The 18806-nt window shown below is 54.2% G+C and carries 16 protein-coding genes; 10 read left to right on the forward strand and 6 right to left on the reverse strand.

Annotation, left to right across the window (positions count from 1 at the left end; all coding sequences use genetic code 11):
* Nucleotides 1-43: 43 nt before the first annotated feature.
* From ABGT74_RS08860 to iolG, 3 genes are read right to left on the reverse strand one after another with little or no spacing between them, the layout of a single operon-like run.
* On the reverse strand, nucleotides 44-874 hold the full coding sequence (locus ABGT74_RS08860; protein WP_346705239.1) for a sugar phosphate isomerase/epimerase family protein: 831 nt from the start codon (nucleotides 872-874) through the stop codon (nucleotides 44-46).
* Between the two features lie 13 nt (nucleotides 875-887).
* Complete coding sequence (locus ABGT74_RS08865; protein WP_346705240.1) at nucleotides 888-2285, reverse strand: glycoside-pentoside-hexuronide (GPH):cation symporter; 1398 nt, start codon at nucleotides 2283-2285, stop codon at nucleotides 888-890.
* A gap of 18 nt (nucleotides 2286-2303) precedes the next feature.
* On the reverse strand, nucleotides 2304-3320 hold the full coding sequence (iolG, locus tag ABGT74_RS08870; protein ID WP_346705241.1) for an inositol 2-dehydrogenase: 1017 nt from the start codon (nucleotides 3318-3320) through the stop codon (nucleotides 2304-2306).
* 323 nt (nucleotides 3321-3643) lie between these two features.
* Between iolG and ABGT74_RS08875 the strand changes: the two genes are divergently transcribed.
* The 10 genes from ABGT74_RS08875 to ABGT74_RS08920 all read left to right on the forward strand — a co-directional run bounded on the left by ABGT74_RS08875 (nucleotide 3644) and on the right by ABGT74_RS08920 (nucleotide 15195).
* Nucleotides 3644-4498 carry an AraC family transcriptional regulator gene (locus ABGT74_RS08875; protein ID WP_297283630.1) on the forward strand — a complete coding sequence of 285 codons (855 nt, stop codon included), beginning with the start codon at nucleotides 3644-3646 and terminating at the stop codon, nucleotides 4496-4498.
* Between the two features lie 85 nt (nucleotides 4499-4583).
* Nucleotides 4584-5513: an AraC family transcriptional regulator gene (locus ABGT74_RS08880; protein WP_346705242.1), complete on the forward strand. Its 930-nt coding sequence runs from the start codon at nucleotides 4584-4586 to the stop codon at nucleotides 5511-5513.
* A 570-nt stretch (nucleotides 5514-6083) separates the two neighbouring features.
* Nucleotides 6084-6293, forward strand: a complete 210-nt coding sequence (locus ABGT74_RS08885) for a hypothetical protein (protein ID WP_346705243.1) — start codon at nucleotides 6084-6086, stop codon at nucleotides 6291-6293.
* A 73-nt stretch (nucleotides 6294-6366) separates the two neighbouring features.
* The gene (iolD, locus tag ABGT74_RS08890) at nucleotides 6367-8319 is read left to right on the forward strand and encodes a 3D-(3,5/4)-trihydroxycyclohexane-1,2-dione acylhydrolase (decyclizing) (RefSeq protein ID WP_346705244.1); all 1953 of its coding nucleotides are present in this window, start codon (nucleotides 6367-6369) and stop codon (nucleotides 8317-8319) included.
* A 248-nt stretch (nucleotides 8320-8567) separates the two neighbouring features.
* Entirely contained in the window at nucleotides 8568-9359 is a 792-nt protein-coding gene (locus ABGT74_RS08895) for a 5-deoxy-glucuronate isomerase (protein ID WP_346705245.1), read from the forward strand.
* Nucleotides 9360-9378: 19 nt separating this feature from the next.
* Nucleotides 9379-10500 carry a 4-hydroxybutyrate dehydrogenase gene (locus ABGT74_RS08900; RefSeq protein ID WP_346705246.1) on the forward strand — a complete coding sequence of 374 codons (1122 nt, stop codon included), beginning with the start codon at nucleotides 9379-9381 and terminating at the stop codon, nucleotides 10498-10500.
* 15 nt (nucleotides 10501-10515) lie between these two features.
* Nucleotides 10516-11823: an acetyl-CoA hydrolase/transferase C-terminal domain-containing protein gene (locus ABGT74_RS08905; protein WP_297283635.1), complete on the forward strand. Its 1308-nt coding sequence runs from the start codon at nucleotides 10516-10518 to the stop codon at nucleotides 11821-11823.
* 23 nt (nucleotides 11824-11846) lie between these two features.
* Nucleotides 11847-13292 (forward strand): 4-hydroxyphenylacetate 3-hydroxylase family protein, encoded by a 1446-nt coding sequence (locus ABGT74_RS08910; RefSeq protein WP_346705247.1) that lies wholly within the window; start codon nucleotides 11847-11849, stop codon nucleotides 13290-13292.
* Nucleotides 13293-13360: 68 nt separating this feature from the next.
* Nucleotides 13361-14212 carry a transketolase gene (locus tag ABGT74_RS08915; RefSeq protein WP_297283637.1) on the forward strand — a complete coding sequence of 284 codons (852 nt, stop codon included), beginning with the start codon at nucleotides 13361-13363 and terminating at the stop codon, nucleotides 14210-14212.
* 14 nt (nucleotides 14213-14226) lie between these two features.
* Nucleotides 14227-15195, forward strand: a complete 969-nt coding sequence (locus tag ABGT74_RS08920; RefSeq protein WP_346705248.1) for a transketolase C-terminal domain-containing protein — start codon at nucleotides 14227-14229, stop codon at nucleotides 15193-15195.
* 55 nt (nucleotides 15196-15250) lie between these two features.
* Here ABGT74_RS08920 and ABGT74_RS08925 read toward each other — a convergent pair whose 3' ends face one another.
* From ABGT74_RS08925 to ABGT74_RS08935, 3 genes are all read right to left on the reverse strand, one after another.
* Nucleotides 15251-16432: a Gfo/Idh/MocA family oxidoreductase gene (locus ABGT74_RS08925; protein ID WP_346705249.1), complete on the reverse strand. Its 1182-nt coding sequence runs from the start codon at nucleotides 16430-16432 to the stop codon at nucleotides 15251-15253.
* A 152-nt stretch (nucleotides 16433-16584) separates the two neighbouring features.
* Nucleotides 16585-17718 carry a Gfo/Idh/MocA family oxidoreductase gene (locus ABGT74_RS08930; protein WP_346705250.1) on the reverse strand — a complete coding sequence of 378 codons (1134 nt, stop codon included), beginning with the start codon at nucleotides 17716-17718 and terminating at the stop codon, nucleotides 16585-16587.
* Between the two features lie 50 nt (nucleotides 17719-17768).
* A complete protein-coding gene (locus ABGT74_RS08935) occupies nucleotides 17769-18770 on the reverse strand; it encodes a sugar ABC transporter substrate-binding protein (protein ID WP_346705251.1) in 1002 nt (333 codons plus the stop codon).
* Between the last annotated feature and the right edge of the window lie 36 nt (nucleotides 18771-18806).

An 18806-nucleotide genomic window follows, 5' to 3' on the forward strand; every position in this document is an offset into this window, starting at 1 on the left:
GGGCGGCGCGCTGCGGAAACGGTGTTTTTTGAAAATCCTGCTGTTACAGAAAGGGGCGGGTGGTTTCGGCGCCCATACGGATGACATCCTCAGCATCCATGGCCCAGTATTCCGGGCGGAACAGCTCAAGGCAGGCGGGGCCGTCGTAGCCCACGGCTTTGACCGCCTCTGCAACCTCCTTGACCGGGATCGCGCCCAGACCGGGCATCAGGCGGTGGCAATGGTCGAGGATGCCGAGCGGCAGGTCTTCGCAGTCGTTGATATGGAACACAAACAGTTTATCCTTGGGTACCTTGCGGATGAAGTCCACATCCGCGCACTTGTCGTGCAGGTAGACGTTGATGCAGTCGATCGTCAGGCCGACGTTGTCGCGATTGACCGCCTGTACGATCTCAAGCGCCTGCCGCACGCTGTTGCAGCACCATTTGCGGTCGCCGATCGGCTCAAAAGACAGCTTGACTCCATAAGGCTCCGCAATATCAGCAAGTTGGTTGAGTACCTTGACCGAGTCCTCAAACACTTCCTGCTCGTTTTTGGTGCAGATTTCCGTCGTAACGGTCGGTACGACAATGATATACGGGTTGCCGATCTGCTGGGCGACTTCGCAGCCAAAGGTGAACAGTTCGACGAGCGTTTTCCACTCCTCCGGGGTGCAGAAGTTGATGTTTTCAATGGAGTTGAAGGCATAGGGCTTGAGATGGCTCTTGGCGAAAAATGCTTTCAGGTCGTCGACGGTATGCGTTTTAAGGTATTCTTTCAGCATATCAAGACGCAGTTCAATATAGTCGTAGCCGTATTTTTCACACAGCTCGAGGTCTTTTTCCACCGTGGAATTTTCCTTACAGGTGGCCTCATTATATCCGAGTTTCAACATATAGCATTCTCCTTTATAGTTCACCGCGCGCTTCGCGCTCAGCTAGTTCTTTCATGATGGTGGGATAAATCTTGTCCAGTCGGTACAGCAACAATACCACAATGGCGACAGCCCAGACCAGAATGGGGCCCCAGTAGAAGATCGCAGCAATCATTTCCTTGGCCGATTCCGGCTGCACCGCACCGCCCGTAGTTGAGCTGAGGAAGCCTGCGGCTTCGAGCAGCATGGTCATGATGGCGCTGGTCACGCCGGTGCCGACCTTGAATCCAAGCGAACCGGCACCGAAAATCAGGCTTTCCTGTCGGATATGGGATTTCCATTGGCCATACTCTACTACGTCGCCCATCATTCCGAACACAACCGAGGTTAGCGGTGCTTGTCCCAGAGAGCGGATGATGGTCATGGTTAGAATCCAGCTGAAGCTGGTGGGGTGGAGCATAATGAGCGCCTGTGCCGCAACCACGATCACACAACCCAGCAGCGAAAGGTCTCGTTTGTTGAACCGGCGCAGCAAAAGGGGGCAGGCTAGCGCGCCGACAATGAGCGAAACGATTTCAGCCGTGTAAATGAAGCTGTACAGCTCGTCGTTGCCCAATACATATTTGCAGTAGTAAGGCAGGTCGGTGCCGATGATGGTGGTATGGATACAGGTGACCGCCCACAGAATCAAGGTTGCCCAGAAATAGGGGTTGGACAGCAGGGCTTTCAGGCTGCGTCCCGCAGTCGCTTTGGGCTGCGCCTGCTGCTGCACCTCAAAACGCACGGTTTCCTTGCAGTTGGCAAAGCAGATGATCAGCAGACCGACCGCGATGATGCACCAGATACTCATCACCTTGATCCACGCCGCCTGATCGTCGCCGAACAGCTTGACGATCGGCAGGGTGAAGGTGACGGCGATTATTTTGCCGAAGGGGGATAACGCCATGCGGATGACAGACAGCATATCCCGTTCATGGGAGGAGCGGGTCATCAGCGTGGAAAGCGTACCGTATGGCACATTGATGGCGGTATAACAAACGGTCGTACACAGGTTGTAGGTAACAAATATGTACCAGAACTGCACGGTTTCGGTAGATTGTGGAATACAGAACATCGAAATGGTGCATAGTGCATACGGCACGGCCATCCACAATACCCAAGGACGGGCTTTGCCCCATTTGGATTTAGTCTTGTTGACGATCACACCCATAATTACATCGGAAGTGCCGTCGAATACGCGGGAAATCAGCATCGCAAGGCCGACAACAGCGACGGATACGCCAGCATAATCGGTATAGAACAATGTCAGCACCGCGGTGGTGATACCCATGACAACATTGCATGCGGTGTCGCCCAAACCATAGGAGATGCGCGTCCACCAAGAGAGCGGAGCAGCAGGAGATGCGGTTTGCACCGGGGTTACAGCTTGCATGTTCTCGCACCTCCCGGATTATTGGATTTCGCTGAGGCTGACGGGACGATGCTCCTGTAGGGATTTGGCGGCTGCCATGGCGATCTTGACCGGCTGAAGGCCGTCAAAGCCGGTGACCGGCGTGTCAGTATCGTTCAGGACGGCCTGTGTGAATGCCTTTGCCTCCGCAATAAACGCATTGTTGTATCGCTCGAGGAAGAACCAAGTGGGCTTTGCGATCTCCACACCGTCGGCGCTCGAGATCATTGCCTGATCATTCAGGTCGTTGGCAACCTGTACGCAGCCCTTGTCGCAGTGCACCTCGGTGCGCTGATCGTAGCCGTAATGTGCGGCGCGGCTGTTGTCGATCACGCCGAGCGCGCCGTTTTCAAACTTCATCATCACAATGGCGGTGTCTACATCGCCGTACTGGTCGTAGCCCGCGCCGGACAGTGCTGCGCCGTAGGCGGTGACTTCGGTCACTTCGCTGCCGGCCAGATAGCGGACCATATCGAAATCATGGATGGTCATGTCCATGAAGATGCCGCCCGAAACCTTGATGTAGTCCATGGATTGATGGTCGGGGTCGCGCGAGGTGACTTTGACGATGTTGGGCTTGCCAAGACGGCCGGAGGCGACGGTGTCGCGCACCATTTTGTGGTTGTGGTCGAAGCGGCGCACAAAGCCAACCTGCAGCTTGACACCTGCGTTCTTGACTGCGTCGAGTGCCTCTTGGATTTTGGCCAGATTGGTGTCGATCGGCTTTTCACAGAAAATATGCTTGCCGGCTTTGGCTGCGCGCATAATAAAGTCAGCGTGTGTGTTGGTGGAGGAGCAGATAAAGACCGCTTCGATTGATGCGTCGCTGAAAATCTGCTCCGGATCATCATAGCAGTGGGCAATGCCCATGTCGGCAGCCCATGCGCGGGTCGCGTCGTTCATAAACGGATCAGCAACTGCGTATAGCTCGGCTTCCGGTACGGCATGCGCCAGATTTTCCCCATGCAGCTTGCCGATGCGACCAGCGCCTAACAGACCAATACGAACCTTTTTCATTTTCATGCACTCTCCTTCTTCATAGCAACGGGTGTTCCTTGTAGATGCATCAAAAAAGCAGGATTTTCAAAGCGTATCGCCGCGGGCTGTGCTATAATAAAATAGAAAGATGACGATACAGCAAACGATGATTTCTCAGCATTTGTTTTATTTTCTGCGTTTTCTCTGCTGTTCTTGTGACTTATTATAGAAGAAAATACCCGTGAAGCGTTAGCGGGTTCTTGTGGGAAAAGCGTGCGGCAGGGCGTGAAAAAAGCCGAAACGGGAAAATAAAATTGTGAAATCTTGTGATTGTTCTTAAGCGAGGAGGGTGGTGTAATCCGATGACAGAGCTTCCTGGATTTGTGAATTGTGTGCTGATCGACCGAACTAGCAATGATAAACAGTCGCACCTGCCTCATGTTCATGACAACATGCTGGAGTTGTTTTATGTATGCAGCGGCGAGGGACAGTATATGGTTGATAACCGGCTGTATCCGATCTGCAAAGGGGACATGGTGATCTGTAACGCAGGAGTGCTGCATGGAGAGGAACCGGCGTTGGTACGCCAGGTCTATTCATATAGCGTGGCGCTGACCGGGGTGCAGCTGGAAGGGTTGCCGCTGAACTGCTTGATTGATCCGTATACCTGCCCGGTGGTCTCTTGCGGACAATTGGCCGAACAGGTGGAGCACATGATGCGGCTACTATATCTGTTGTCGGCCGATACCGCGCATCTGGGAGCAGTGTGCAGCAGTCTGGCGTATTCTATGGTGCTGCTCACACAGGCGTTGGTCGGCAGCCGCGCCAGACAGCAGACCGCATCGAAGGTGGAAACACCGTCCGTTTTGGCGCATCGGGTGCGTCAATATCTGGATGAGCATTATTCTGAAAACCTGACGCTGCGCGTTGTGGCGGACCGACTGCACATGAATGAGTATTATCTGGCTCACATCTTCAGCGAGGAGTTTGGCACGCCTCCCATGCAGTATGTCATCAAACGGCGTATCGGAGAAGCACAGGATCTGTTGATTCATGAAACGCTGCCGATTGCCGAAGTGTCAGACCGTCTGGGATATACCAGCGTCTGTCATTTTAATACGATGTTTAAAAAATATGTGGGGATGTCGCCGGGACAATATCGTCGTTCGTTCCGTAAGGATGGTGAAAAACCGTGTCAGGATGGTAAGCGGGGCTGAGCGGGGATTAGCAGGGACTAAATATCGATAGTGGTAGTGGAAAGGATGTGCAGACATCCAGACGAATAGGCAAAGGAGGGACAGCATGGCACAACAACATTCTCTTAATGTGCAGTGCTTTGTAAAAAAAGAATTTCAATCCATGTTCGTCGGGGAGAATGATCCTCGTCTGCTCTATGTCAGCGAGATCCGGCCGGATGCCAGCGCGCACCCGCGTGTGATGCACGCGCATGAGGATTTCGTCGAAATTATTTTGATTTGCAGCGGTTCCAGCGAATATCTGATTCACGATAAAAAATATTATATCCAGCCGGGAGATTTGCTGGTCTATAATGCAGGCGTGGTTCACGATGAAATATCTGGGCCGGATATGGAGATCGGCAGCTATTGTGTGGCGATCGGTGGGCTGCATATGCCAGACTTGCGTGCTAATGCACTACTGCCCGATGACGCGGGCTATGTTTTCCCGACAGGGCAGAGTTTTGGCGACCTGCGTATCCTGTTTGAAATGATGTTCCGCAATCTGGCATCGGGTGAGCCGCGTGCAGAATCATTTTGCCATAGTCTGATGCACGCACTGCTGGTTAAGGTGCTGACGGTAACGGATGGAGTGGATGCCATAGTGGAAAAACCGGTGGAGGAACCTCACGTTTTGGGACGGCGCATCAAAGAGTACATTGATCGGCACTATATGGAGCCGATCACGCTGCAAAGTATGGGAGAGGCATTGCACATCAGCCCATATTATCTGTCGCACGTATTCAAACAGATGAGCGGCTATTCGCCGGTGCAATATTTGCTGCGCCGCCGGATCGGTGAGGCACAAACGTTGCTTATTACGACCGATTTGTCTATTACACGGATTGCTGAAATGGTGGGTTATGATACACAGAGTTATTTCAACCTGCAATTTACCAAAAACGTCGGCATGCCGCCCAATAAGTATCGGCAGAACTACATCGTTGCGCAAAAGGAACAAACCGGGAGTGAAAATAAGAGACGAAAAAAGAAATAAAGAAAATGCGCTGTACGGCAATGGTGTACAGCGCATTTTTCATGCAATATGGTGCGCCCCGGTACGTTGTGGTACCGGGGCGCTGCACAAGAGAGAAAAAAAGAGTAAGAGGTGGTCAACGGTAATCGTAGTCGTAATCGGACAAATCCGAAAACGTGGTGTATGTGTTGCTGCGGGTCAAATACATATCAGCAAAAATAATAATCAGGGCAAGAACAGCAACTAACATGATGTTTCCTCCTTTGAAGTGGTTTTGAATAGGTTGATAAACATGATTGTCTGTCTAAGTTGAGTTCTTTTTGTTGTATATAGCATATCATTTTTGCCGACACGCTTCTTTCAGATTTATGTGTTTTCCGGCAGTATGGCAAGTTTTTCAAAAGACTGGCATGAAACGGGGAAACACCAAGGAGAACAGCAGCAATATCCTGTAAAAATGCATGCGGCGATTGCGCATGCGATAGAGTACAACGACACAGAGAAATGCATGGTTTTATTAAAATATTGAGGTTGTATCTGTTTTTTCACAAAAATATGGGCATATGAGCTGAAAAACAGCGGGTGAATATAGTGGAATTGCCTGCAAAAGCGAGATATTCAAAAAAACCGTCGCGGCAGCGGTGGAAGCCGTGCAGCCGTGAAATGGGGTTAAATGGGCGTTTGCAGGTGGAAAAGAGAAAAAAACACTTGCCTGAGTGGAGGGAAATGCACAAAAAAGATCGAAAATATAAAAATAAGCATCAAACCAAGATGTTAGAAGAAATCTGGCAGACGGAATGATAAACTGAAACCATCAAAAACAAGGGTCGCTAAAACGACCATGCGAGACAAAATGATTTGAGGAGGAAGCATTATGAGCAAAACAAGAATGACTGTTGGTCAGGCAATCGTCAAGTTTCTTAATCAGCAGTACATCGAAATGGACGGCAAGGTAGAACCGTTTGTAGACGGTATTTTCACCATTTTCGGCCACGGCATGGTAGTCGGCCTCGGGCAGGCACTCGAGGAGGACCCGGGCCATCTCCGGGTCTATCAGGGCCGCAACGAGCAGGGCATGGCGCACGCTGCGATCTCTTACGCCAAGCAGCACAACCGCCGCAAGATTATCGCCTGCTCGTCCTCGATCGGCGTAGGCGCAGCCAATATGGTGACTGCAGCGCTGACTGCGACCATCAACAACATTCCGCTGCTTCTGTTCCCGTCCGATTCCTTCGCAACCCGTCAGCCAGACCCGGTACTTCAGCAGCTTGAGGTGCCGACCGACCTTTCCATGACTGCTTCCGACTGCTTTAAGCCGGTGGCCAAGTACTGGGATCGCGTGACCCGCCCCGAGCAGCTGATGAGCGCGATGATCAATGCGTTCCGCGTGCTGACTGATACGGCAAACTGCGGCACCGCGGTCATCTCTATGCCGCAGGATGTACAGGGTGAGAGCTTTGATTTCCCGGATTATTTCTTCCAGAAGCGCGTACATCACGTTGCTCGCCGTGTTGCCGACGATTATGAGATCAATCAGGCAGTGGAGCTGATCAAAGCTTCCAAGAAGCCGATGTTCATCTCGGGCGGCGGCGTGCGCTACTCCGAGGCCGGTGAAACCGTCATGGAGTTCTGCAAGGCATTCAACATTCCGGTATCCCAGACACAGGCCGGCCACTCCGCGCTGCCGGATTCCTTTGAACTGTCGGTTGGCGGCATCGGCGTTACCGGCGGCCTGGCAGCCAATGCGTTGTGCAAGGATTGCGATTTGGTGATCGGCGTTGGCACACGTTTCAACGATTTTGTCACCGGGTCCAAGTGGGTACTGTTCCGAAATCCGGATATTAAGGTGCTGGCGATCAACACCTCCGAGTTCCACGCAGAAAAGTTGGACGCGACGCGCTGTGTCGGCGATGCCAAGGTAACGCTTGAAGCGATCATGGCGAAGCTGAAGGAAGCAAATTATAAGACTGCCTATACCGATGAGATCGACAAGATTCGCAAGGTATGGGAAGAGGAGCGTCTGCGCGTGCTGGGCGTACAGTATCATGGCGAAGGTTTTGGCGAGGGCAAGTTTGTGCCGTGCGTACCGAGCTGGACCGAGAAGATCATGAACGATTTCATCAACGACATCGGCGGTACGATCACCGAGTCCAACGCAGTCGGTATTCTGCGCGAGGAGATCGACGACGATGCGATCGTAGTTGCAGCAGCAGGTTCACTGCCGGCGGATCTCGAGCGTCTGTGGGTCACCGATGCAAAGGATTCCTACAATATGGAATACGGCGCATCCTGCATGGGCTATGAGATTGCCGGTGCGCTGGGCTCCAAGCTGGCTCAGCCGGACAAGGAAGTGTATGCGCTGGTGGGTGACGGCTCCTTTATGATGCTCAACTCCGAGATTCCGACCGCGATTCAGGAAAATGCGAAGATCACGGTTGTAGTATTTGATAACGCGGCGTTCGGCTGTATTAACAACCTGCAGATGGGCAATGGTGTCGGTACACTGGCGACCGAAATGCGTCACCGCAATGAGGAAACCGGCAAGCTGGATGGCAAGTACTGCTACACCGACTTTGCCAAGGTGGGCGAGGGTTACGGCATGAAGGGCTTTACCGCCAAGACGCCGGAGGAATTCCGCCAGGCAGTGCGCGCGGCGAAGCAGGAAAAGGGCTCGTGCATCATTGATGCCAAGGTGCTGCCCAAGACCATGGCAGAGGGTTATGAATCTTGGTGGCATATTGGCGTGGCTTCCACCTCGAAGTCGGCGGCGGTGCAGGAAGCCCGCAAGCGGATTGATGACCACCTGGCAGAAGCGAGAATGTACTGATATCCCGTTCTCCTATTTTTCTTCCATGGCTCTCTCACGAATTGATAGTGCATTCTCCCAATCATTTCTCTTTCATTACCACCCGCAAGGCAGCGCGTGCTGTGGCACGCGCTGTCCGACGGGACGGTCAGAGCATGGAAATAGATGAGGAACGATTCGGTACTGAATATAAATTTGGTATAATGCAGCCGCCCGTTATGAGCGGGCGGCTGTTTGCTGCCCAAAAACAGGAGAAAGGAGCAAAAAATATGAAATACACAAGCAAAGGGCCGTTTGAAAAAGGCTACAACAAGATGATCTCCGCTGTGGAAAATCCGGAGATGATGGGGATGGAATTTGGCGTGGTTAAAATGGCGGCGGGCGACGTGCTGCATTTTGACTACGCGCAGGAGGTTGTGTATGATCTGCTTTCCGGCAAAGTGACCTTTGAATGGGACGGTAAAATCGAATCGGTCGAGCGCAGTGACTGCTTCCACGAAGGTGCGGTCCTGCTGCATGTGCCGCAGAACACCAAGGTGATTCTTTCTGCGGAGCAGGATGCCGAGATCGCTGTCGTGCGCACCGAGAACAAGCGCAGCTTTGCAGCACGTCTGATGCGTCCGGAGGATTGCCTGTGCGCCAATGAGGAACGCGGCGCAGGTCAGATGAACGAGTGCTCTACCCGTCTGGTACGCACCTTCTTTGATCGTTCCAACTGCCCGGAAACCAATTTCTTTATCGGGGAAGTGGTGCATTTTCCGGGGAAGTGGTCCTCTTATCCGCCGCATCAGCATGTAGAGCCGGAGATGTATTACTATAAATTTTTGCCGGAAAATGGCTATGGCCTTGCGGAGTACGGCGATGACGCATATAAAGTAAAAAACAACGACCTGACCGGTATGCCGTGCAATGTGACTCATTCGCAGGCGGCAGCGCCCGGCTATGCGGAGTATTATCTGTGGTGCATCCGCTTGCAGGACGACAAGAATATTGTTACCACCACGGTGAAGGAATACGAGTGGGTAACGGCACCAGACGCAAAGTACTTCCCGGATATCTGAGGAAAAGGAGGCAAATCAAATGAAAGCCTTTCAAATTATACCTGCTGTTGCGGAATATACGGATTTTGGTACGATGGCGCAGGAATTGAACCTTGGCGCGCGCGATCTGATCCTGACCAACGAGTACATCTATAACCCGACGATCGCTGCGCTGAACCTTGGCTGCCAGACCTGCTTTCAGGAAAAATATGGCGCGGGCGAGCCGACAGACGTGATGGTGGATGCCATTTTGGACGATCTGCGCGATAAAGCGTATGACCGTATTGTTGCGGTCGGCGGCGGCACAGTGATCGATATTGCTAAGGTGCTGACCGTGGCGCGCCCGGAGGACCGTGTAGACGACCTGTATGACCGCATGGCAGACCTGCAAAAGGAGCATCCTCTCATTATCGTGCCTACGACCTGCGGCACGGGCAGCGAGGTGACCAATATCTCGATTATCAACCGCACAACCAAGGGCGTCAAAGTCGGGCTGGTGTCCCCTGCGATGTTCGCAGACGAGGCGGCTTTGGTGCCCGCGCTGCTGCAAAGTCTGCCGTATTCCGTGTTTGCCACCTCGTCAATCGACGCGATGGTGCATGCGGTGGAAAGCTATCTCAGTCCGAACGCCTGCGCGCTCAGCGAGCTGTTTTCGGAAAAGGCGTTGCAGCTGATCCTGCGCGGCTGGAAGCAGGCAGTTGCATCCGGACGTAAGGACGGCTGGAAGCAGTACGCACTGGAATTTTTGCGCGCGTCCAACTTTGCGGGTATCGCGTTTGGCCATGCTGGCTGCGCAGCGGTGCATGCGATGGCCTATCCGCTCGGCGGCGTGCACCATATTCCGCACGGACAGGCAAATCAGCTGATGTTTGCCGATGTTATGCGCAAATATCAGGAGAAAAAGCCAATTGGCAAGCTCAACCAGCTTGAGGAGATCCTGTCTAAGGAATTGGAAGTCGAGCCGGTATTTGCTCTGGAAAAGCTGTACGCGCTGATGGATGAGGTGCTGAAAAAGGACCCGCTGCGCGAGCACGGTGTGACTGCGGAAGAGCTGTCGGACTTTGCGCGCAATGTCATTGAAACACAGCAGCGCCTGCTGGGCAACAACTATGTGGAACTGACCGAGGACGATATCCTTTCGATCTACCGCGCGGCGTTTTAAGCGGGGAGGACAGGAATGGACTGGAGAAGTTATTATAAGGAACATACAATGACGCCGGAGCAGGCGGTCGGTATGATCCATGACGGCGACCGCGTGGTGTTTGGCCATGCGGTGGGTGAGCCGATCATCTTCCAGCGCACAATGGCGAACATGGCGGAGCAGTTTCATAATGTGGAAGTCGCGCACATGGTGTATCTCGGCTCGGGCGATTATTTGCAGCCCGGCATGGAAAGCCATTTCCGTCATAATGCCCTGTTTGTGGGCGGCGCGGCGCGCAAGCCGATTGCAGAGCACCGCGCGGACTATACGCCGGTATTCTTTTCGGACGTACCGCGTATGTTCCGGGATGGGACGTTGCCGGTGGACGTGTTCGCGTTCACCTGCTCGCCGCCGGACGAGCGCGGATATGTGTCGCTCGGTCTATCCTGCGACTATGGTGCACAGGCGGTCAAGTCTGCCAAAACGGTCATTGCAGAGGTTAATCCGAATATGCCGCGCACCTATGGTGAGAGCTTTGTGCATGTGTCCGAAATTGATGGGTTTCTGTGTTCATGGGAGCCGCTGCCCGAATCCGCTCCGGCGAAAATCTCGGAGGAGGATCGCCAGATTGGCAAGTATATCGCGGATCTGGTGCGGGACGGCGACTGCCTGCAGCTTGGTATCGGCGCGCTGCCGGATGCAGTGTGCTCGTTCCTCGGGGACAAAAAGGACCTCGGCTTGCACACCGAAATGATCTCGGACGGTGTGCTGCCGCTGCTGGAAAGCGGTGTCATCAATGGCAAGCGCAAGCAGCGTGATGTGGAAAAGGTGTGCGTCACCTTTTTAATGGGTACACGCCGACTGTATGATTATGTGGACAACAACCCGATGATCCGCATGCTGCCGGTAGATGTGTGCAACAATCCGGCCATCATCTCACAGAATGATAACGTGGTATCCATCAATTCGTGCGTTGAAGTGGATCTGCAGGGGCAGGTATGCGCGGAAGCGATCGGCTTGCGGCAGATCTCGGGTATCGGCGGACAGATGGATTTTGTGCGCGGCGCGAACCTGTCCAAGGGCGGACGCTCGATCATTGCGCTGCATTCGACGACCAAGAATGAATCGGCGTCCAAGATCGTCACTACGTTAACGACTGGCGCGCCGGTCACGACCAGCCGCTGCGATGTCAACTACATCGTGACCGAATACGGTGTCGCGCAGCTTCGTGGACAGACATTGCGCGAGCGTGCCAAGCGTCTGATTGCAATTGCGCATCCCAAGTTCCGCGCAGAGCTGGCGGAGGAGTATGCGCAGCGTTTTGGAGAAAAACTGACAGTTTAACTCGGAAAGAAGGATATGCAATTATGATGACAAAAGAACAATACATTGCGTCGCTGCGGACGCTGCATCTTAATCTGTACCGCTTCGGGGAAAAGGTAGAAAACGTGGTGGATGATCCGATCGTCCGTCCGTCGCTCAATTCCTTTGCCGCGACTTATGAACTGGCGGAGGACCCGCAGTATGATGACCTGATGACAGCTACCTCCAATCTCACGGGCAAAAAAATCAACCGATTCACGCACTTGCACCAGTCTGCGGATGATTTGATCCGCAAGGTTAAAATGCAGCGTCTGCTCGGCCAGAAGACGGCGGCCTGCTTCCAGCGCTGCGTGGGGCTGGACGCGGCAAACGCTGTTTACTCCACGACGTATGAAACCGATGAGACTTGCAGCACCAAGTACCACGAGAATTTCAAGAAGTTTTGGACGGATGTGCAGGAAAACGACTGGGCGGTCGATGGTGCGATGACCGACGTCAAGGGCGACCGCGGTCTGTCCCCGTCCCAGCAGGCCGATCCCGACCTGTTCCTTCATGTCGTGGAGCGCACGCCGGACGGCGTGTATGTCACGGGTGCAAAGGCACACCAGACCGGCTACCTGAACAGTCACTATGTGCTCGTCATGCCGACGATCTCGATGCGAAAGGGCGACGAGGACTATGCGATTTCGTTTGCCTGCCCGACCGATGCGGAAGGCATCACGCTGATTCTCGGTCGTCAGTCCTGCGACACCCGCAAGACCGAGGAATACAACGACATTGATGTGGGTAATAAAGTGTACGGCGGCCATGAAGTGCTGGTCATCTTTGACCGCGTGTTTATCCCGAACGAGATGATCTTCCTCAACGGCGAGGTGGAGTTTGCCGGAATGATGGTGGAGCGCTTCGCGGGATATCATCGTCAGAGCTACGGTGGCTGCAAGGTTGGCGTGGGCGACGTGCTGATTGGCGCGACTGCGCTTGCCACCGAAATGGCGGGCTGTGCGAAGGCAAGCCACGTCAAGGACAAGATCATCGAGATGACGCATCTGAACGAAACACTGTACTGCTGTGGTATTGCGTGCTCATCTCAAGGCACCAAGACCAAGAGCGGCAACTACCTGATCGATCTGCTGCTGGCGAATGTCTGCAAGCAGAACGTCACGCGCTTCCCGTATGAGATCGCGCGGCTCGCGCAGGACCTTGCGGGCGGTATCATGGTGACCCAGCCGTCTGAGGCGGATTACCGCAACCCGGCAACGCATGACTACATTGAGAAGTATCTCAAGGGTGTGGCTTCCGTTCCGACCGAGGATCGTATGCGCGTGCTGCGTTTGATTGAGAACATGACGATGGGCACAGCTGCTGTCGGCTATCTGCCGGAGTCCATGCACGGCGCAGGCTCGCCGCAGGCGCAGCGCATCATGATCGCGCGCCAGTCCAATTTGGAGCAGAAGAAAAAGCTTGCCAAAGAGATCGCGCGTATTCAATAAACCAAAGGACAAGCGCCCGTCCGAAGGCATCGGGCGGGCGCTTGTTAGCATCACTAAAGGAGGAAATTATGGATCAGCAGAAATTGCATGAGCTTCGCGTATTCGCGGCGGAAATCCGTCTGGAAACATTGAAAATTATCGGCTCGCGTGGTTTTGGCCATGTCGGCGGCTCGATGTCCATGGCCGACACAATGGCGGTTCTGTACGGCGCGGTGATGAATATTGACCCGAAAAACCCGCGCTGGGAGGGTCGGGATTGGTTTGTGCTCTCCAAGGGCCACGGCGGACCGGTCATGTACGCAACATTGGGCCTGAAGGGCTATTATCCAATCGAGAATGCTTATACGCTCAATCAGCCGGGCACGGACTTTCCGTCCCATACCGACCGCAATAAGACAGTCGGCGTTGATTTGACGACCGGATCGCTTGGTCAGGGTATGAGTGAGGCGGTTGGTGCGGCGCTGGGCAGCCGCGTGCAGGGTCGTGACAATCATGTGTTTGTGGCAATTGGTGACGGCGAAGCGGATGAGGGTCAGATATGGGAGGGCGCGCAGTTTGCCGCGCATTACCAGTTAGATAACCTGATCTGTCTGGTGGATGACAACAAACGGCAGTTGGACGGCGCGGTGGCGGACGTGATGAGCCACGGAAAGGGTATTGGTGCCAAATTTGATGCGTTTGGCTGGAACGTCATCAATGTTGCGGATGGCAATGACATTGAGCAGATTTATGATGCGCTACAGCAGGCCTGCGCCTGCAAGGGCAAGCCGAGTTGCCTGATCCTGAATACGGTCAAGGGCAAGGGCGCGACTTTTGCTGAGCCTTCGGGCGCGCACTCCTCGCAGCCGACGCAGGAGCAGTGGGACGAGGCGATTGCCGCAGCGGAAGCAGCGCTGGAAGCGGTAAAGAACGAACAGTAAGGGAGGGGAAAACGATGAGTGTAACATTGATTGGCAAGCACGAGACAGACAGTCGCGCGAACCGCGACGGCTATGTGGAAGCCATGCTGGAGATGATGGAGGAAAACAAAAAGCTGGTGCATATCGACTGCGATCTGATGGGCTGCATCAACACCGGAAAGCTGCTAAAGGCATTCCCCAAGCGGACTTTTAACGCAGGCATTGCGGAGCAGAACGCGATGGGCGTTGCTGCGGGCATGGCAGCGACCGGTCTAACGGCCTTTGTACATTCGTTCGGCTGCTTTGCCTCCCGCCGTATGTTCGATCAGGCATTTTTGGCGGCGGGCTATTCCGAACTGCCGGTGCATGTCATCGGCTCCGACCCCGGCGTAACGGCGGCATTCAATGGCGCAACCCACATGCCGTTTGAGGACTGCGCCCTGTATATGACTATCCCGAACGTGGTCGTTATTGACTCGTGCGACATTGCGCAGACCAAATCGCTGACCAAGAAGCTGGCGGCGGATAACCGCCCGTCCTATATGCGTCTGATTCGCAAGACGTTCACCACTGTGTATGCAGACGGATCAGAGTTTGAGATTGGCAAGGGCGTTACCCTGCGCGACGGCAAGGACGTGACGATCATTGCGTCCGGCATTCTGCTGGACGAGGCGCTCAAGGCACAGGAGCAGCTGGCACAGCAAGATATCTCCGCGCGTGTAATCGATATGCACACATGGAAACCGCTGGATGACGAACTGGTTCTAAAAGCAGCTGCCGAAACAGGCTGCATTGTGACCGCGGAAAACCATCAGGTTTCGTGCGGTTTAGGCTCAGCTGTGGCTAATTTGCTTGCGGCAAAGTGCCCGATACCGCTCGAGCGTGTTGGTATCCAGAACCGTTTCGGCCAGGTTGGCCCGCAGGATTTCCTAATGCAGCAGTACAAACTTACGGCTGCGGATATTGTGGCTGCGGCTTGTCAGGCGATAGCAAGAAAACAGTAACATAACAAAACAAAGGCTGCCTGTGGGCAGCCTTTGTTTTGTGGAAAAGCAGGTTTTAGTTTGCTGCTTCACTCGCGGGAAAATCGAGCGGCAGGGGAGCTGGACGCTCAAAGGTGGTTTCCGGTTCGCAGAAGATGTGTTCATGCGCAGACCTGAGGATACATTCCATCACTTCCAGCGAATGTAGCGCCATATCGCCCGAGGCGCGCGGCGTGCGGTGCTGCGCAAGAGCATAGACCATATCCACCAGACCGATGCCGCGCGGGTTTTCCGCATGGCTGACCGAATTGAACGGATGGTGGTTGGGGACGACGGTCCACGGGGTGTTTACGTGCGCGGGATTGCGGTCGGGGGCTGCCCAGCGGTATTCTGCGGGGGTGCGCAGCAGCGTGTCGCCGCCGAACAGGTTGGGGCCGGAAATCGGGTCCTTTTCGTCGATCAGCACGGTGCCTTCCGTGCCGTACAGCTCCATGCGCGGCATTTCGGAATCCCATACGTCAAAGCTGCAGGTCAGCGTGACGATCGAACCGCAGGCAAATTCCAGAATGGCGTTGATGTGGGTATCCACATCAACGGGCAGCACTTGTCCCTTGCTGGGACCGGACGGGACTGTGCGGGTGTCGGCGGCCTTGGTGGCCATCGCACAGACGCGCCGCACCGGACCGAGCAGGCTGAGCAGCGCGGTCATGTAGTACGGCCCCATGTCATACAGCGGGCCTGCGCCGGGCTGATAGAAAAAGGCGGGTGCAGGGTGGTGAAATTCGTGCCCGTGTCCAATGAAGTAGGCGCCGCCACCGGTGATACGGCCGAGCTTGCCGCTGTCGATCAGCTCACGGATGGTCTGCAGGCGGCCGCCTAAAAAGGTATCCGGTGCGCAGCCGAGCAGCAGCCCTTTTTCCTTTGCCAGCGTGACCAGCTCCTTGCCTTCTGCATAGGTCATGGCGAGCGGCTTTTCGGTATAGACATGCTTGCCGGCCTTGAGCGCTGCAAGGTTGTATTCATAGTGCGCCTGCGGCGTGGTCAGGTTGAGGATCAGGTCGACTTCCGGATCGGCAATGACTTCTGCGCCCGAGGCATACGCCTTGGGGATGCCATGCTGCGCGGCCTTGCGCTGCGCTTTTTCCAGTCCGCGGGAGGCGCATGCAATCACCTCGACCGCATCATATTTTTTCAGATTGTTCAAATAAACATCGCTGATATCGCCAATACCGATGACGCCAACACGAATTTTTTTCATATAAATGCAGCTCCTTTTCATGGCATAAAATTATTTGTGGATAATTGGATTGTAGCACGTCCGGTTGGAATGTCAATTCCGGAATCTGTCGTGTGCCTTATGGGTACGCAAACGCGGTGCAGCCGGACAGGACTGTACCGCGTTTATCGCTATTATTGCATTTCGGAAACCTTAACCCAGCGGCCTTCGCGCGCGGAGGTCGCCATCGCTTCGAGAATCGTATCGACATAGTGACCATAAGCGATGTCAATTTTCACCTTGCGGTCTTCCGTGATGGCGGTCAGGATATCATGCGCCTGAATCGACATGATTTCGTTGTACGCAATGCCTTGCTCATCCGTGCCGCAGAAGTTAGCATAATCGCCGTTGCGCGTGTTGCCCTTAATGATTTTGTAGCCGCGTTCCTTGGGATCGCAGTCATTGGAGTAATACAGCAGTTCGTTGATGCGAGTCATCTCGAACTTGACCGAGCCCTTGCTGCCCTGAATCTCGTAAGCAAGACTGACCGGGCGCGCAACCGAGACACGGCTGGAGGACATCGAGCCGATGCGGCCGTCCTCATACTTGACGATCACATAGATCTGGTCATCCGTATCAATATCCAGCTTCTTGGACGGATCGCGCGCGTCCGGGCGCTGTTTGTATGGGGTATCCCAAGACGCAAACACTTCGACGATCTTCTTGCCGACGATCATATCGGACAGGCTGACCACATGTGCGGTCAGGTCGCCCAGCGCGCCGGTACCGGCAGTCGCAGCGAGCTGACGCCAGGTTGCCGGAGTGTTCGGGTCTGCGCAGTAGGAGCAGTCGAATTCGCCGCGGAAGGTGACAAAATCGCCCAGCTTGCCAGAATCCATCAGTTCCTTTGCCAGCACATTGGCCGGGCATTTGGTGTAGATGAAGTCGACCAGACTCTTGACGCCTGCTTTTTCAATCGCGTCCACCATCGCCTTGCCCTCGGCCAGCGTGTTGGCCATCGGCTTTTCGCACAGGATATGCTTGCCTGCCTCAGCAGCAGCGATCGCGATTTCCGCATGGGTGAAATTGGGCGTTGCAATGATGACCAGCTCTACTTCCGGATCGCTGATGACGTCATGCCAGTCGGTGGAGACTTTCTTATAGCCGAAGCGCTCCGCGGCCAGCTTGGCTGCCGCTTCGTTGACATCTGCGACATGCTCAAATACCGGCTCCACATCATGATAGGCCTGACGAACGTTGTTTAAGCCAATGGAATGGAAGCTGCCCATCCAGTTCGCACCAATTAGACCGACTTTTACCTGTTTCATATGTTTTTATCCTTTCAAAATCAATTTTAATGGTAGGGGGTGCTGGAATATTAGCCCAGCAGAGCGTTCAGATAATCCAGACGCTCCTGCGCGGTGTCCTTATCGATTACGGTTGCGTCAACGGAGATGTTCTCTTCCACGTCCTCGTTGTTGATCGCCTGAACCGCAGCTTCTACCGATTTGTAGCCCAGATCATAGCAGTCGTAAGCAACGGAAAGGGTCTCTTCGCCTACCAGAATGGACTCACATGCTGAGCTGATGCCGTCAAACCCAAGGAAAATCGTGTTTGCATATGCAGCATGTCCGCTGGCGGTACGGGCAGCAGCCATTGCCATATCGTCGTTATTGCAGGCAATAATCGCAACGCCTTCAGGATGGTTCTGCATAATCGCTTCCATCGAGTTTGCAGCCTTGTCTGCGACTGCATCAGCATATTGGATTTCGGTTTCGAGGAAGTCGCCGCCAGCGTCTTCAATGCCTTCCTGATAGCCGGTCAGGCGTGCGGTTGCGGTATTGTCACCCTGTACGCCGGAGATGGCGATCGCGGTGATGTTCTCCCAACCGGCCTGTTTAGCAGCGATTACGGCAGCTTCTGCGCCGAGCTTCGCTGCGGCCTCCTGGTCGATGCCAACAAAGGAGACAATCTCAGGGGCGTCAATTCGAGTATCCAAGTTGATGATAGGGATATCCTGACCGGAAATCAGTGTTTTGACCAGATCTGCCTGTAGAGGCGCGATGACTATTGCGTCATAAGTACCGGAGTGCAGATCGGTTTCGATCATATTCTGTTGTTCATCGTATGCGGTTTCGGAACTGGGTCCCTTTACATCCACATTAACCTCGGGGTGGTCAGTCTCATACGCCTCTGCACCGGCAACGACATACTGCCAGTATTCCGATGCGGTCGTTTTGAGGATGACACTAACCGAGCAAGTGGTATCCGCGGTAGTGCCAGATGTGGTGTCATCGGTGTTGGTGGTGTTACTGCCACATGCAGTGATGCTCATTATCAGTGCGCTTGCCATCAGTGCGGCCGATAATATCTTCTTCATTCCTTTTTCTCCTTTTCCGTATGGTGGGGCACTTGG

Source organism: uncultured Agathobaculum sp., assembly GCF_963927765.1.
Taxonomy (GTDB): domain Bacteria; phylum Bacillota; class Clostridia; order Oscillospirales; family Butyricicoccaceae; genus Agathobaculum.